At 73.9% G+C, this 15,018-nt stretch carries 11 protein-coding genes; 9 read left to right on the top strand and 2 right to left on the bottom strand.

Features of this window, described 5'->3' with window-relative positions:
• Positions 1-39: 39 nt before the first annotated feature.
• Positions 40-3,411, bottom strand: a complete 3,372-nt coding sequence (locus tag RSE42_RS14555; protein WP_415296786.1) for a hypothetical protein — start codon at positions 3,409-3,411, stop codon at positions 40-42.
• Between the two features lie 174 nt (positions 3,412-3,585).
• Between RSE42_RS14555 and RSE42_RS14560 the strand changes: the two genes are divergently transcribed.
• Genes RSE42_RS14560 through RSE42_RS14595 form a run of 8 tightly spaced genes read left to right on the top strand, consistent with a single transcriptional unit; the run spans position 3,586 to position 11,568 of the window.
• On the top strand, positions 3,586-4,800 hold the full coding sequence (locus RSE42_RS14560) for an ABC transporter ATP-binding protein (RefSeq protein ID WP_415296788.1): 1,215 nt from the start codon (positions 3,586-3,588) through the stop codon (positions 4,798-4,800).
• 1 nt (position 4,801) lies between these two features.
• The gene (locus RSE42_RS14565; RefSeq protein ID WP_415296790.1) at positions 4,802-5,638 is read left to right on the top strand and encodes an ABC transporter permease; all 837 of its coding nucleotides are present in this window, start codon (positions 4,802-4,804) and stop codon (positions 5,636-5,638) included.
• Positions 5,638-6,480 (top strand): hypothetical protein, encoded by an 843-nt coding sequence (locus RSE42_RS14570; RefSeq protein ID WP_415296791.1) that lies wholly within the window; start codon positions 5,638-5,640, stop codon positions 6,478-6,480. Before RSE42_RS14565 ends, RSE42_RS14570 begins: the two co-directional genes overlap by 1 nt.
• Positions 6,477-7,472 (top strand): glycosyltransferase family 2 protein, encoded by a 996-nt coding sequence (locus RSE42_RS14575; protein WP_415296793.1) that lies wholly within the window; start codon positions 6,477-6,479, stop codon positions 7,470-7,472. The genes RSE42_RS14570 and RSE42_RS14575 overlap by 4 nt, the downstream gene beginning before the upstream one ends.
• Before the next feature lie 4 nt (positions 7,473-7,476).
• On the top strand, positions 7,477-8,628 hold the full coding sequence (locus RSE42_RS14580) for a glycosyltransferase family 4 protein (protein ID WP_415296794.1): 1,152 nt from the start codon (positions 7,477-7,479) through the stop codon (positions 8,626-8,628).
• Entirely contained in the window at positions 8,625-9,779 is a 1,155-nt protein-coding gene (locus RSE42_RS14585; RefSeq protein ID WP_415296796.1) for a GNAT family N-acetyltransferase, read from the top strand. Before RSE42_RS14580 ends, RSE42_RS14585 begins: the two co-directional genes overlap by 4 nt.
• Positions 9,776-10,582 carry a polysaccharide deacetylase family protein gene (locus RSE42_RS14590; protein ID WP_415296798.1) on the top strand — a complete coding sequence of 269 codons (807 nt, stop codon included), beginning with the start codon at positions 9,776-9,778 and terminating at the stop codon, positions 10,580-10,582. The genes RSE42_RS14585 and RSE42_RS14590 overlap by 4 nt, the downstream gene beginning before the upstream one ends.
• The gene (locus RSE42_RS14595) at positions 10,579-11,568 is read left to right on the top strand and encodes a glycosyltransferase (RefSeq protein ID WP_415296800.1); all 990 of its coding nucleotides are present in this window, start codon (positions 10,579-10,581) and stop codon (positions 11,566-11,568) included. The genes RSE42_RS14590 and RSE42_RS14595 overlap by 4 nt, the downstream gene beginning before the upstream one ends.
• 3 nt (positions 11,569-11,571) lie before the next feature.
• Here RSE42_RS14595 and RSE42_RS14600 read toward each other — a convergent pair whose 3' ends face one another.
• Positions 11,572-12,489 (bottom strand): glycosyltransferase, encoded by a 918-nt coding sequence (locus RSE42_RS14600; RefSeq protein WP_415296802.1) that lies wholly within the window; start codon positions 12,487-12,489, stop codon positions 11,572-11,574.
• A 171-nt stretch (positions 12,490-12,660) separates the two neighbouring features.
• Here RSE42_RS14600 and RSE42_RS14605 point away from each other — a divergent pair, with 171 nt between their 5' ends.
• Positions 12,661-15,018 carry a hypothetical protein gene (locus RSE42_RS14605; protein WP_415296804.1) on the top strand — a complete coding sequence of 786 codons (2,358 nt, stop codon included), beginning with the start codon at positions 12,661-12,663 and terminating at the stop codon, positions 15,016-15,018.

Here is a 15,018-nt window from a genome sequence, read left to right on the forward strand (position 1 = left end):
GCGCGTCCCGACGAGGGCGGGACGCCGACCGCTCGCCGCTCACCCGGCCGGTTCCCACGCCTGCACGGCACTGATCGTCGCGATCCAGTCGCTCTCTGTCGCGAGGGGGACGAAGTCGGGGTGCAGCCCGCCGACGACCCCTGTGTAGTTCGCGGCGAGCACGGGCACGTCGCGCTCGGTCGTCATGGGAAGCGTCACCCGCACCGCCGTGACCTCGACCGGGTCGAACGAGAAGATCGCTACACGGTCCAGGAGCTGGTCGGTCTGCTCCGCCACGACCTGCCACGCGCCGTCGGGCGTCCGGACCGAGACGGTGTAGTCGCGCAGCCCCGACGTGCAGCACCGGATGCCGGCCGTCGCGACGGCGACCCGGTCGATCGTGCGCGGGCCGTCCGTGGCAACCTCGACGCCGGGCGCCTCGTCGACCGAGCCGTCGGCCAGGCGCCCCGACCGCCACGGCTCGCCCACGGCGAAGGTCCCCGACGTCACGACGTCGGGACCGCTCGCGTCCTCGTGGGTCGACGTCGCGGTCACCGGCCGGCCCTCGAGCACGTCGTCGCCGAACGGCTCGGCAGGGGCGACCTCGAGCGCCGTGCCCGCGGGCGCGAGGAGCAGGACGGGCACGCCGTTCACCGGGACCTCGACGCCCCCGGAGGGAACCTCCAGGCCGCGCTCGGCACCGTACGGGTCGCGCGCGGTCACGGTGACCGCACCGTCCGGCGCCGTCAGCCGCACGGTGGTGGACAGGTCCTCGCTCCACAGGGCGAGCAGCTCGGCACCCTCGGCCGCGCCCGTCCCCGGTGCGCGCACCGCGTGGACCCCGGGCGTCCCCGTCTCGACCTCCTCGAACGGCCCGAACCCCTCGAGGAACGCCGCGCTCGCCGCGAACGCCGCGCCGGCGGGCTTCACGTACTCCCCGAACTGGAGCAGCGACCACGAGTTCCCGGCCTCGCCGAACCCGCCCTCGGAGAAGAAGTACGTCCACTCGCCGATGCCCTCGGTCCCGTACCACAGGAGCTTGCGCACGACGTCGGACCCCCCGGCCCAGAAGTTCACGACGCCGTCGGACCACCACCCGCTCTCGGTGTCCCACACGGGGACGTCGCCGCAGGGCGCGACCGCCTCGCGCAGACGGTCGAGCTCGGCGCCGTCCGCGGAGAACCCCTCCTCCTCCCACGACCGGTTGAACCCGGTGTAGGGGTGGATCCCGACGACGTCGAGCGAGTCGCAGCCACCCGCCGCGACCAGGTCGGCCCACCACGCAGGCTCGATCCCGAGCGTGTTGCCGCCGACCACGACGACGTCCGGGGACGCCGAGCGCGCTCCGGCCGCGAACGGCGCCCCGACCTCCTCCTCGTACGCCGCCGCGTCCTCGTAGCCCGTGTTGTTCGGCTCGTTCCAGGGTTGCCAGTAGCGAATCTGCGGTGCGCGCTCGTGGACGGCGGAGACGATCTCACGCACCCAGCCCTCCCAGGTCCCCGCCGCCACCGCGGCATGCTCCGCCTCGCCGCCCGAGCCGAGCTGGAGCGTCAGGATGACGCCCGTCTGCTCGGCGAGCTCGGCGGCGGCCGCGAGCTCGGTGAACGGGTCGACGTCGGCGGCCTCCTCGCCCTCCTCCTCGTCGGGCGCGAACGCCGCGTTCGGCAGCGAGTCCCAGACGAGCGCGGCGGCGTCCGGCTCCGCGGTCGGGTCGGGCACGATCGCCCCGAAGTCGAGCTGGGTGCGGTGGCTGCCGACGCCGAGCTGGTCGGCGAGCTGCACGCCCCGCAGCGGGCCTGCGCCGCCCCAGTCCGCGCCGTCCGCGAGCGCCGCCGGGTCCAGCCTGCTGCCCGCGGCGGCCACCGTGTAGCGCAGGCAGGTGCCCGAGACCGGCTCTCCCGTCGCGGTGTCGACGAGCGCGGCGTCGACCTCGTACACCCCGGGCCGGGCCGGAGGCATGTCGAGGGGGACGTCCCCGCCCTCGGCAGGGAGGTCGACGACGATCTCGTCACCGACCACGGGGTCCCACACGCGCGGGTCGCCGCGCACCTGGTAGCGCAGGCGGTATGCCCCGGCGGAGGCACCCCAGGCGTCGTCGAACGCGGCGACCACGCGCGGCTCGGCCCCGTCCGGGAAGACGCCGTACGGCGCGTCCACGTGCAGCCCGGCGCCGAGCCCCAGGCCGCCGAACAGCTCCTCGTTCGCCGCGTTGTACTTCACCGGCGCGCCGAGCTGGTATGCCATCCGGTCGGCCGAGATCTCCGTGATCGCGAACCCGTCCTCGTCACCGTGGGTGAGGACATAGTACGGGGCGTCGCCCGCGGTACCGTCGCGCAGCACCGGCGTGCCCTCCCACAGCGCGAACGGCTGCTCGACGTCCTTGTGCGTGTCCGGCCACACGCCGCGGAACACACCGTCGCGACCCCACCACCGGAACCCGAGGTTGGTGTCGGTCACGACCAGGCCGTCGTCGCCGGTACCGCTCGACGGTCCGGTAGTCATGCCTGTCGTGTCGTCGAGCCACGGCACGCGCGGCACGCCGAGAGGTCTGCCGCGCACCCACGAGGCCCCGAGGTGGACGGACGGGTCGTCGCCGCCCGGCCCGACGGCGCGCAGGTCGAGCGTGCGGCGCTCGTCGTCGCGCACGTCCGTCTTGACGAGGGCCGTGCCGTCCGGGAGCTGGGCGAGGACCGCGCCCTCGAACGGGGTCTCCGCGAGGAGCTCTCCGTCACCCGACACCTCGTGCAGGACCTCGCCGGCCTCCTGGACGCCGACGACGGTCCGGCCGCCGTCCGTCCAGCGCACCGTGCCGTAGAGGTCGAGCAGGTCCCCCGCGGTGTGCTGCCCCTCAGGGATCGTCGTCGACCACGTCGTCGTGCCGTCGGGCGCGACCTTGAGCAGGTCGCGGCGGTGCATGAGCGTGTCGAGGAGGTAGACGCTCCCGTCCGGGTCGACCTCGAAGGAGTCCGTGCGGAACGTCTCGCTCGCGCCGTCCCAGTCGAGCTCGACCGGCGTCGTCGCCTCCACGTCCCCGGTCGCGAGGTCGTAGCGCGTGACGGTGTACGTCGCCTCGCGGTCCCACTCCAGCACGTATGCGGCGCCGTCGAGCACGCGGAACGTGACGAGCTCGCCGTCGTCGAGCGTCACGACGTCGTCGACGACCGTACGGATCCCGTCCAGCGCCTCGGTGTCGACGCCGTCGTCGGTCACCTGCTCGAGGCGGGGGAACCCGCACAGGGGCAGCGCGCCCTGCTGCGTGACGGGCGCCGCCGCCGGCGCCGGGGAGGCGGTGAACGGCTGCGCGGCCGGCGCGCTCGCCGTCCCGCCGATGACGACCGCGGTGACGAGCCCGAGGATCGCGGCGACGGCGCCGCCCACGACCGTGAGGTCCGCACCGTCGGCGGGTTCCCTGCCGCCCTCGTCCGAAGCCATCTCGCCGCCCTGCTGTCGTCGGCCCGGCACAGGTGCCGCTTCACGCGATCGTAGGTCCGTCGCTCCCTGGGGCCGAGGACACCGGAGCACTTTCACCCGCGTTCGTCCGGTTCTGGGCTCGATTCACCCGATCGACCCGGCCCCGGGCGCCAGGAGGACGACTATCTTTCATCTGTGCAGGCGACCACGGAACCCGCGATCCGCGTCGCCGGGCTGGGCAAGACGTACCGGCTCGGCGCGTTCGGCGAGCGACCGTCCACCGCCGCCGCCGCCGCGATCCAGTGGGTGCGGTCGACCGGCAAGCAGAGGTACACGCTGTTCGACGCGCTGGACGACGTGTCGTTCGAGGTGCCGCAGGGCGAGGCGCTCGGGATCGTCGGTCGCAACGGGGCCGGCAAGTCCACGCTCCTGAAGATCCTCACGCGCGTCACCGCACCCACGCGCGGGCGCATCGAGCTCAACGGCCGGGTCGGGTCGCTCCTGGAGGTCGGGACGGGGTTCCACCCCGAGCTCACCGGCAGGGAGAACATCTTCCTCAACGGCGCGATCCTCGGCATGACGCGCAAGGAGATCACCAAGCGCTACGACGAGATCGTCGCGTTCTCCGGCATCGAGAAGTTCCTCGCGACCCCGGTCAAGCGCTACTCGTCCGGCATGTACGTGCGGCTCGCCTTCTCGGTCGCGGCCCACCTCGACACCGAGATCCTCGCCATCGACGAGGTCCTCGCGGTCGGCGACGCCGAGTTCCAGCGCCGCTCGATCCAGAAGATGCGCGAGGCCGCCCAGGGCGGCCGCACCGTGCTCTACGTGAGCCACCAGCTCCAGACGGTCCAGGCGCTGTGCACGTCCGCGGTGCTGCTCGACCGCGGGACGCTCACGTACTCCGGCAGCGTCGAGGGGACGCTGCAGGCGTACCGCGACAGCTTCGAGAGCTTCGCGGCGGCGCAGTCCGACCCGAAGAAGCGCCCGGGCAACGGCAACCTGCGGCTGTCCTCGGTCCGCATGGAGGACGAGTTCGTCAAGTCCTCGCAGGACATCGTCGTGGACTTCGAGGCGCCCGCCAGCAAGGACCTCATCGGGACGTACTTCGTCTCGATGCACGTCAACAACGACCAGGGGACCGTCATCGCGCAGTGCGACTCGCGCCTTGTCGGGAAGTGGTTCGACCCGGAGAAGCCGCAGAAGGGCCGCCTCGTGGTCCGCGACCTGTGGCTCAAGCCCGGTCAGTACACCGTAGACGTGTACGCGTGCCAGGCCGGCGTGCTCGACGCGTGGGAGGGCGCATGGCGCTTCGAGGTGCTGCCCGACCTCCCCTACCCCGAGTTCACGGAGTCCTCGGGCACCGAGAAGGGCATGATCTTCGTGAACTTCGACTACGAGGGAGGCTGACGTGGAGCAGACCGTGCAGCGCACCGTCATCACGCCGCCCGGCCGCCTCAACCTGCCGTCGTGGCGTGAGCTGTGGAACGCGCGCGAGGTCGCCGTCCGGCTCGCTCTGCGCGACATCATCGTGCGGTACCGCCAGACGATCTTCGGCGTCTCGTGGGTCGTCGCCCAGCCGCTCGTCAGCGCGGGCATCTTCACCGTCGTGTTCGGGCAGATCGCGGACCTGTCGACCGGCGACGAGAAGATCCCGTACTTCCTCTTCACCCTCGCCGGGATGCTGGCGTGGAACCTCTTCAACGGCTCGCTCGGCCGCGCGTCGGGATCGATGGTCGGGAACCAGGCGCTGGTCCAGAAGGTGTTCTTCCCACGGCTCCTGGTCCCCGTGTCGAGCCTCGCGTCGGTCATCGTGGACTTCCTCGTCGCGCTGGTCCTCGCGATCGTGCTCCTGTTCGTCTACGGGGTGAACCCGGGGTGGGCGGTCCTGCTGCTGCCCGTATGGGTCCTGCTCATCCTCATGGTCGGCACCGGCCTCGGGCTGGCCGCCGCCGCGTACATGGTCAAGTACCGCGACGTGGGCTACGTGCTGCCGTGGCTCGTCCAGATCCTCCTCTACGCGAGCCCGGTCGCGTACGCGCTGTCGGAGGTGCCGGCCAGGCTGCGCTGGCTGTTCGACATCAACCCGATCACGTGGTTCCTCGAGGGGTTTCGCTGGTCCCTGCTGGGCACCGAGCCCCCGGTGACATGGCAGGTCGTCGCGCTCGTCGTCGCCGCCCCGCTCATCCTGCTCGGCGGCACGCTCGTCTTCCAGAAGAACGAGCGCGAGTTCGCGGACTTCATCTGATGCGCCGCACCGCGTACGTGCTCGTCGCCGACCCGAGCTACCTCGCCTCGAGCCTTCGCTCGTACTACGCGCACGTCGACCGCATCGTGCTGTCCTACGACGAGGACGCGACCTCCTGGACCGGGACGCCGCTCCCCGTCGACGAGTGCCTCGCCGTCGTCGACGCGCTCGACGTCGACGGAAAGTGCGTCCGTGCGCCTGGCACCTACGCCCGCCCCGGCGAGGCGCCCCTCGAGAGCGAGACGGTGCAGCGCCAGGCCGCGCTCGACCAGGCGTCCGACGGCGCCGACTGGGTGCTGCAGCTCGACACCGACGAGGTCATGCTCTCCCCGGCGTCGTTCCTCGGCTCGCTCGCCCGGGCCGAGGCCGCGGGAGCGTCCGGTCTCCACTACCCGTCCCGGTGGCTCTACTCGCGCGTCGCTCCCGGCCGGTACCTCGAGGCGAGCAGCCGGTTCGGCCGGCCCGCGGCGTCCTACCCTGGGCCGCTCGCCGTGCGTGCCGGGACGGCGCTCACCCATGCGCGCCAGACGGACGCGCCGCTCTACCGGGTGGACCTCCGGCCGTGGAACACGGACCCCAGCCACCGTCACGACGAGGTCGTCCACGAGGTCGTCCAACCCGACGACGCGGTGCTGCACTTCTCCTGGGTCCGCACACCCGCGACGATGCGGCAGAAGTTCGGCTGGTCGGGTCACACCACGCACTACTCGCGTCCGGGCGTCTACGAGTCCTGGGTCGCGAGGTCGTGCCACCCGCGCCGCACCGCCCTCACCTCCCCCCTGCGCCGGCACGACTGGTTCCGCCTCGTGACCGTCCCCGAGCCGCCCGGAGGCGCCCCGTGACCCCGACCGTGAGCGTCGTCGTCGTGACCTACGGGCGCCCCGACAGCGTGCGCGAGTGCCTGGCGCACCTCGCACGTCTGCGGTCCGCACCGCTCGAGGTGATCGTCGTCGACGCCACCCCGGCGGACACGACGCGGCGGCTCGTGCGCGAGGAGTTCCCCGACGTCCGTCTGCTCCACAGCACCCTGGGCCGCGGGACGACGCCGGAGTCGCGGCAGATGGGCTTCTCCGTCGCCCGCGGCGACGTGGTCGCGTTCATCGACGACGACGCGTACGTGGCGGAGGACTGGCTCGACGAGCTCGTCGCACCCTACGCGGACCCGGCGGTGGTCGCGGTGGGTGGACGGGCCGACAACGGGATCCCGGGCGAGGAGTCCGAGGGGCTCGGACGGATCGGCCGGCTGCTGCCCGACGGCAGGCTCACGGGTCACTTCGGCGCCGACCCGGGCAGGATCGTCGAGGTGGACCACCTGCTCGGTGCCAACATGTCATTCCGACGCAGCGCGCTCGCGGCGATCGGAGGCATCCGCGGAGGATACCCGGGCACATGCCTGTGCGAGGAGTCCGACATCTCCCTGCGCCTGCGGGCGACCGGCGGGAGGCTTCTCTTCGCGCCCGACGCCGTGGTCCGGCACGTCGCGGCGCCCTACGGGATCGGCGGCAAGCGGTTCGACCGCCGCTACCTGTACTACCTGCGGCGCAACCACGTGGTCATGCTCGTGCGGAACTTCGGGTGGCGCGACCCGATCGTGCGGCGCTACGCCAGGACGACGCTCCACCAGCAGGCCGACTACGTCCACACCGCGATCGACAGGTTCCGGGCGCACAAGCCCGACGGCAGCCCGCGGGCGACCCGCGTCCGGTTCCTCGCACCGGTCGTCCTCACCAGGTCGGTCGCCGAGCTCGTCGGGCTCGTCGCGGGTGTCCCGGCGGCCGCCGCCGCGCGACGCCGGGACGCCCGAGCCGGCGTCGCGACGCCCGCCGCGGGGTGATCCGGTGTCCCGTCGGCACGTCCACCTCCTCACCCCGGGCGACCACTTCTCGCCCCGCACGGGCAGCGCGGTCCCCACGGTAGTGCACGGGCTCGCCTCCGGCGGGGTGGGACCCCGACCGACCGTCGTCGTGGCACGCGGGACCTACGCGCCCCGGTACCCGAGCGCCGACGTGATCGAGTACGACGAAGCCCCCCAACGACGCGCCGACCGGTACCTCGACCTCCTCGCCGGGACGCTGGGCGTGGCCCGTCCCGGCGCGCGCCGCGCCCTCGCCGCCACGCTGCGCGCACAGGGGTCCTGGCCCGAGTCCGTCGTCCTCGCGCACAACGCACCGCAGGCGGTGCCGCTCGTCGCGCCGCGGCACACACCGGTGCTGTACGCGCACAACCAGCTCCTGCGGACCTACGGTCGGCGCGAGGCGGCGCGTGTCCTCGACCGGGCCGCCGCCGTCGTCTGCGTGAGCGAGTACCTCGCCGACGAGACCGCCCGGCTGCTCCCGACCGCGCTGCGCGGACGGGTGCACGCCGTGCCCAACGGGGTCGACGCCGCGCAGTTCGAGGGACCACGGCCGCCACGCGGGGCGACCACGCGCATCACGTTCGTCGGACGCGTGATCCCGGACAAGGGCGTCCACGTCCTGCTCGATGCGGTCCGCCGGCTCCGGCGACCCGACCTGCACGTCACCGTGGTCGGACGGTCGGGGTTCGCGGCCGACGCACCGCTCACCCCGTACGAGCTCCGGCTGCGCCGTGACGCCGCCACAGCCCACGCGAGCGTCGAGTTCGCCTCGTTCGTCCAGCGGACCGAGCTCCCGGCGATCCTGCGCAGGACGGACGTCCTCGTGGTCCCGTCGGTCTGGCCCGAGCCCTTCGGGCTGACGGCGCTCGAAGGCATGGCCGCCGGCGCGGCCGTCGTGGCCTCGGACGTCGGCGGGCTGCCCGAGGCGGTGGGCGACGCCGGGATCCTCGTCCCGGCCGCCGACGCGGCTGCGCTCGCCCAGGTGCTGGAGGCGCTCGCCGACGACCACACGCTGCTCGACCGGACGCAGGCCGCCGGGCGCCGCCGGGCGGCCGGGCTCACGTGGGCGCACGCCCGGGCGCGGCTCGACGCGGCGCTCGCCGACGCGGACTGCGCCCGGACGGAGGACCGATGACGTCGCTGCACGCGCGCACCCTCCGGATCGAGGACGTCACGCCCGCCGAGGAGGCCCGTTGGCGCGATCTCGCAGCACGGGCGATCGAGCCCAGCCCGTTCCTCGACCCGTCCTTCCTGCTGACCGCCACGCGCTGGTTCCCCTCCGCGGCGGGCATCCGGCTGGTCGTCGTCGAGGACGCGGACGGCATGCTCGCCCTGCTCCCGCTGAGCGTCGAGCCCCGTCTCCAAGGGCTGCCGCTGTCCTACGCGACGACGGCCGGCCCGTTCCTGTCGCGGCGCGCCCCGCTGTGCGCACCGCTCGTCGACGGGGACCACGCCGTCGACGCCCTCACGACGCTCCTCCGGCACCTCGCCGGGCGCCGTGCCGGGCTCCCGGGACTCGTCGAGCTCACGCTCCTGCCCGGCGCGGGCCCGCTCTACGACGCCGTCGGTGCCGCCGCACGCGCCACCCGCACGCCGGTGCTCGAGCGCTACCGCTTCGAGCGCGCCGCGATGCGCCCCGTCCCCGGGGGCACCACGTGGCGAGCCGACCTCAGCCCGAGCCGGCGCAAGAAGCTCGGCCGCCTCGCCCGCAACCTCGAGCGCGAGCTCGGCGCACCGCTCGTCGGCGAGGACCGCGGTGCAGACCCGGCGGCTTTCGAGGAGTTCCTCGAGCTCGAGGCTGCCGGCTGGAAAGGCACGACCGATCGCGGCGGCGCGCTGCGGGTGACGCCGAACGGTGCGGAGTGGTTCACCCAGGTCGCCGACGGCTTCCGGGAGCGCGGGCTCCTGCGCCTGTTCACCCTGAGCGCCGGTGGTCGGACGCTCTTCATGTCGGTGTCGCTCGTGTGCGGCAAGGGAGTGTTCTCGCTCATGGACACCTACGACGAGGAGCTTGCCCGGTTGAGCCCGGGCGTCGTCGGCCGCGCCGCGGAGGTCGACCACTTCCTGGCCGACCCCGCCGCCGTCGAGCTGTTCGACCAGTGCATGCACCCGAAGAACGTCGAGAGCTCCGCGCTCTACCCGCAGCGCCGTGCGCTCGTCGGGCTGCTCCTCGCGCCCCGCGGGGGTGTCAACCGCACGCTCGTGCGCGCTCTGCCCCGGGCGGCCACCGTCCGTGGTCTCGTCCGGGAGCGTCGCGCCGGCGGCGCGCACCGGGAGGACACGTGAGCGCACGCGGTCCTCGTCCTCTCCTCGTCCGCCACCGGGACGTCGAGGCCGCCGCGACCACCGGCGGCGGGCTCGGCGACGTCGCCGTCGCGCGCGGATGGGTGCCGCGGGCCGTCACGGCCGTGCTCGGCACGTTCTGCGTCGACACGACGGAGCGCGTGCACGCGATCACGTACGACGACGGCCCCGACCCCGACCAGACGCCGCCGATCCTCGACGTGCTCGCGCGTCACGGAGCGCGCGCCACCTTCTTCGTGCTCTCGGACGCCGTGCGTCGCCACCCCGGCGTCGCCGCGCGCATCGTCGCGGAGGGGCACGAGCTCGCGCTCCACGGAGAAGACCACCGCTCGCTGCTCACGCTCTCCGACCGTGAGGCCGTCGCGAGCGTCCGCAGGGCGAAGCACGCCGTCGAGGACGTGGTCGGCACCCCGGTCCGCCTGTACCGACCTCCCTACGGCGCGCACACGCTGCGCCAGGCGATCGGGCTGCGACGGCTCGGGCTGGACCTCACGCTGTGGTCCGGGGACGCCGCGGACTGGCTCGACGGTGACGCGCCGCGCATCGCCGACCGCGCCGCGGCGACGGTCTTCCCGGGCAGCGTCCTGCTCCTGCACGACACGCGCGCCGACCCCGAGACGATCCGGCCCGGCGAGCGGCTGCCGACCTTTGACCGCGCCGTCGTCCTGGACCGCCTCCTCTCCCGCACGCGCGACGCGGGCTTCCGGGAGGTCACCGCCGGCGAGCTCCTCGGCTGCTACCCGCGGGTTGTCAGCGTCGCGCGCCAGCGCATGGTCCGCCCGTGAACGCGGGTGCGCGGGATGCGCCGGAGCTCTCCGTGATCGTCCCGGCGTTCGACGCCGCCGGGACGATCGAGGGCCAGCTCGGTGCCCTGCACGACCAGCGCCCCGGCCACCCCTGGGAGGTCGTGGTCTGCGACAACGGGTCGTCGGACGGGACGGCGGACCTCGTGCGCCGGTGGTCGCGACGCATGCCGGAGCTCCGGCTCGTCGACGCCTCCGCCGTCCGCGGCCCGGGCGCCGCGCGCAACACGGGTGCCGCCGTCGCGCGGGCCCCCCGACTTGCCTTCTGCGACGCGGACGACCGCGTCGGGCCAGGTTGGGTGGCAGGGATGCGCCGTGCTCTCGACGAGCACGACGTCGTCGGGGGGCGCTTCGAGCTCGTCGCGGCGCCGCGGCACCAGGTCGCCGTGACGTGGTCGCCGCAGGAGCACGGCCTGACGAACCTCGACCTCCTCCCCGGTTTCGTCACCGCGGGCGCGGGCAACCTCGGCGTCCGGGCGGAGGCGTTTCGGTCCGTCGGCGGGTTCGACGAGCGGGCCGCGACGCGCGAGGACGACGACCTCTGCCTGCGACTCCAGCTCGCGGGATACCGGATCGCCTTCGACCCGGACGTGGTGCTGCACGTGCGGCGTCGTACAGGCGTCCGTGCCGTCTACCGGCAGGCGTACGCCTACGGCGTCGGGTCCCGCTGGCTCGAGCACCGATACGCGCTGGTCGCGGACGCCCTGGCGCGGTCGTCCGGCGCAGGGCCGCAGGATGCCGCGGCCGCCCCGGGCCACCGTGCTCCCGCTCCGGGGTCGCCCGCGCGGCGCGCCGTCGGCCTCACGACGCGCGCTCTGCACAAGGTAGCCCGGCTCTGGAACCCGGCGGACGTCGCCGACGTGGTGTGGCGCGCCGGGTGGACGCGAGGTCGCCGGGTGGCGCCGCCGGCCTCGACGCCGCAGGTCCCCCCGCCGGACGACCTCGTCCCGGGCCCCGCCCCGCGGTGATCGTCAGCCGCGGCGCACGGCGCGGCGGACCAGCCGCGGCGTCCACGTGGCGAGCCGGATGAGGCTCACCCAGCTCAACGCGGCAGCGTAGCCGAGCCGCCCCCGCGGCGTCGGGGGCCACGGCTTGCGCCAGATCGTCAGCCAGACCGTCGTCCCGGCCCGGAGCTCGCCCGTCGCCGCTCGCACGGACTCACGTCGTGGCGCGGACGCGGCGAGGTCCGCCATCCCCCGCGCGATGCGGACCGACTTCGTGGTGAGCTCCGACCACGTGGGTCGCGACGGATGGTCGACGACCGCGTCCGGCGCGTAGGCGAGACGGCGGCCGCTCGCCTCGAGCCGATGACCGAAGTCGTCGTCGCCGCCGGACTGGAGCGACGGGTCGAAGCCGCCCACGCCCCGGACCGCCTCGGCGGTCGCGACGAGGTTGGCGGTCGCGGCGAAGCCGAACGTCGTGACGAAGCGCTCCTGGTCGAAGCCGTGAACCGACTCGTACAGCTCCGGCCCGGTGCCGGGCTCCGGCCCGTCGCGGAACACGAGACGGATCCGCCCGCCGACCGCGTCGGGAGCGTCCGGCCCTCGGAGCGCCGCGACCGCCGTGCTCAGCCAGTCGCGCCACGGCCGACAGTCGGCGTCGGTGAACGCGAGCACCTCGCCCGCCGCGACCCCGAGCCCGGCGTTGCGGGCCGCGTAGGAACCCTTGCGCCGTTCCTCGACCAGCACGAACCGGTCGTCGTCCGGGAGCGCGGGGCGCAGGTCGGTGGTCGAGGCGTTGTCGACCACGACGACGTCCATCCGGTCGGCCGGGTAGTCCTGCTGCACGAGGGCATCGAGGCACAGACGCAGCCGCTCGACGTCGTTGTACACCGGGATGACGACCGTGACACTCGGCAGGTCGTCAGCCCGACGCGGAGCGTCCTCCATGCGCCTCTCCTCGTCCGGGTTCGCGGGGTCGTCCACGACCCGCCGAGCATAGCCGGACCCGGGTACTCGGACCTGTCGCACCGACGGTTCTCCCGTGCCCGTCCGGACCTCGCCCGGGTGAAATCGGGACGAGCGGCTCGTGCGCCGTCACCGCTGCCATAGGGTCGCCGTGTGGATCTCGCGTCTGTCGTGCCCCCCGGTGCGCGTGTCCTGGAGATCGGGGCCACGGACGGGGCGCTGGCGCACGCCCTCGACCGGTGCGGTCTCGCGGCGCGCTACCTGGGGCTCGTCCCGCCCCGGTACCTCGCGGCGATCCGGTCCGACGTCGGCGACCACCTCGCGCACCGCGTGCACGCGCTGACGGCACCGGACCAGGCGTTCCGCAACAGCACCGACGTGCTGGTGCTCCGTGGGCCCTGGGCACGGGTCCTGTGGGCGCACCGTGACCTGCACCACGTCCGCACGCTCGTCGTCGAGCGGGCTGGAGGCGCGCGTGATCTCGAGCACCGCGCCGCGGCCCTCTCTGCCCGGACGATCGGGCGCCTGCGGAGACGTGGGCGTGTCGAGTGCGAGGGGATCGTGCTCGACGCCTACGAGGTGCCCCAGCACCGGGAGCCGGCGCCGCGGACGTACTTCTCCCCGGTCTGGGGACCGGTCGGCCTGGCGGGACGGCTCGAGGAGGCGGGGCTGCGCTACGCCGTGCTCCGCTGGTTCGAGTCGCTGCCCGAGATCGCGCCCGGCGAGGACCTCGACGTCCTCGTGGCGGACGAGGACGCCGACGCGCTGCGCGCGCTCCTCGAGTCCGAGCCCGGGGTGCTCCCCGTCGACCTCTACAGCGCCTCGGGGCTGGAGCACACGGACTACCAGGGCGCGGCCTACTACCCTCCGTCGCTCGCGACCGGGCTCATCGACCGCGCCGTGGTGCACGGCTCCGGCTTTCTCGTGCCCGCCCCGGACGACCACGTCCGTTCGCTCGCCTACCACGCGGTCTACCACAAGGGCCCGTCCTCGGGGTTCCCCTCCGCGCTCCTCGGTCGCACCGACCCGGACCCCGAGCACGACTACCCCGCGGAGGTCGCCCGGTTGGGCGCGCCCCTCGGCGTCCCCGCGCTGCGCACCCTCGAGGATGTCGACCACTACCTCGCCACGGTGGGTTGGCGGCCACCGCTGGACGCCCTGCGCCGCCTCGCGTCGTCGAACCCCTGGGTCGAGACTGCGCTCGGGACCGTGACCGGGGACCGGGCCGGGGGGGTCTCCGAGGGATCCGAGCTCACCGTGTTCTTCGTCCGCGAGCGCACGCTCACCACGCTCACGGCGGCGGACGTGCTCGCCGAGCTCGAGCACGTCGGCTTCGACGTGGTCGCGGTGGCCGAGCTGGACGACGAGGCGCGCACCCGCACCGCACAGAGCCTGCGCGGGGGGAACTGGGGTCAGGGTCCGTTCCCCGTCAGCGGCGGGGACCCGGTCATCGTGATCGCGGCGCTCCACCACGACCCCGACCCGCCGTCGCCCGAGCTGCTCGCGCGCTACCCCCACCTCACCAACGGCGAGGTCGTCGTCGCGAAGCAGCGGGTCCGGCGCGCAGTGGAGGTCAGGACCACCGCGGACGCCGCGTTCAACCCCGTCCACTCGTCCGACAACGAGCAGGAGGCCTGGGAGTACCTGGAGATCGCTGTGCCGGGGCAGGTCGCGAGCATCCGCGCGGACGTGGACGAGAGGCACGAGGAGCTCCGCACCGAGGTGCCCGTGGTGCGCACGCTCAGCCGGGGCCGACGGGCCCGGGTCGAGGTCGTCGAGAGCCCGGCGGGCCTGGTCGTCCGCAAGACCTTCGCGCGGGGGTTCCTGCGATTCATGGAGCGCGAGGTCGGGGCGATGCGCGAGCTGTCGGGGCGGGTGGACGCCGTCCCGCCCGTCCTGGACACGGGACGCAACTGGTTCACGTGCCCGTACTTCGAGGACGTGCTCGAGCCCCTCGACACGCCCCGCGGACCACGGCTCGTGCCGCTCCCCGTCCTGCGCGAGATGGTCGCGGTGCTCCGCCGCCTCCACGAGCTCGGCTACGACCTCGTCGACGCCAAGCCCCAGAACTTCGTCCTCGACCGCGAGCTCGGGCTGCGCGTGGTCGACTTCGAGTTCATGCACCGGTACGACGGCGACCCACCGCCGCTCGACCGCTGCCCCACCTTCGGCGAGATGTCGCACGCCCTGGGCATCGACCTGCCCGTGGGCGACATGTCCTACGAGACACGGTGGCTGCCCTACACGGGGATGCCTCTCGCGGTCCTGCTCGACGGCTCCGAGCAGGAGCAGAGGTCGCACCGGCGGCGACATCGGGCGCGAGCCCTGACGGCTGCACCGCGGGCGCGGGCCGCCGTGCTCGCGCGACGTGCCTTCGGCACTGCCCGGGGCGCGAAGGGGCCGCTGCTGTGGCGGTACACGCAGTGGGCCCGACGCCGCGCAGCGACGCCCGGGGCCGCGCTCGTCGGCGCCCCCGGGGCCGCGGACGTCGCCGACCACCCGACGCGGTAG

This window comes from Cellulosimicrobium sp. SJTW-1 (assembly GCF_047716875.1).
In the GTDB taxonomy this organism is placed as follows: Bacteria; Actinomycetota; Actinomycetes; order Actinomycetales; family Cellulomonadaceae; genus Cellulosimicrobium; species Cellulosimicrobium funkei.

Excerpts from the sequence above, each read along its gene's own strand:
- RSE42_RS14570 (WP_415296791.1), top strand. The coding sequence starts at position 5,638 with ATGCGCCGCACCGCGTACGTGCTCGTCGCCGACCCGAGCTACCTCGCC.
- RSE42_RS14555 (WP_415296786.1), bottom strand. The coding sequence starts at position 3,411 with ATGGCTTCGGACGAGGGCGGCAGGGAACCCGCCGACGGTGCGGACCTC.
- RSE42_RS14585 (WP_415296796.1), top strand. The coding sequence starts at position 8,625 with ATGACGTCGCTGCACGCGCGCACCCTCCGGATCGAGGACGTCACGCCC.
- RSE42_RS14600 (WP_415296802.1), bottom strand. The coding sequence starts at position 12,489 with ATGGAGGACGCTCCGCGTCGGGCTGACGACCTGCCGAGTGTCACGGTC.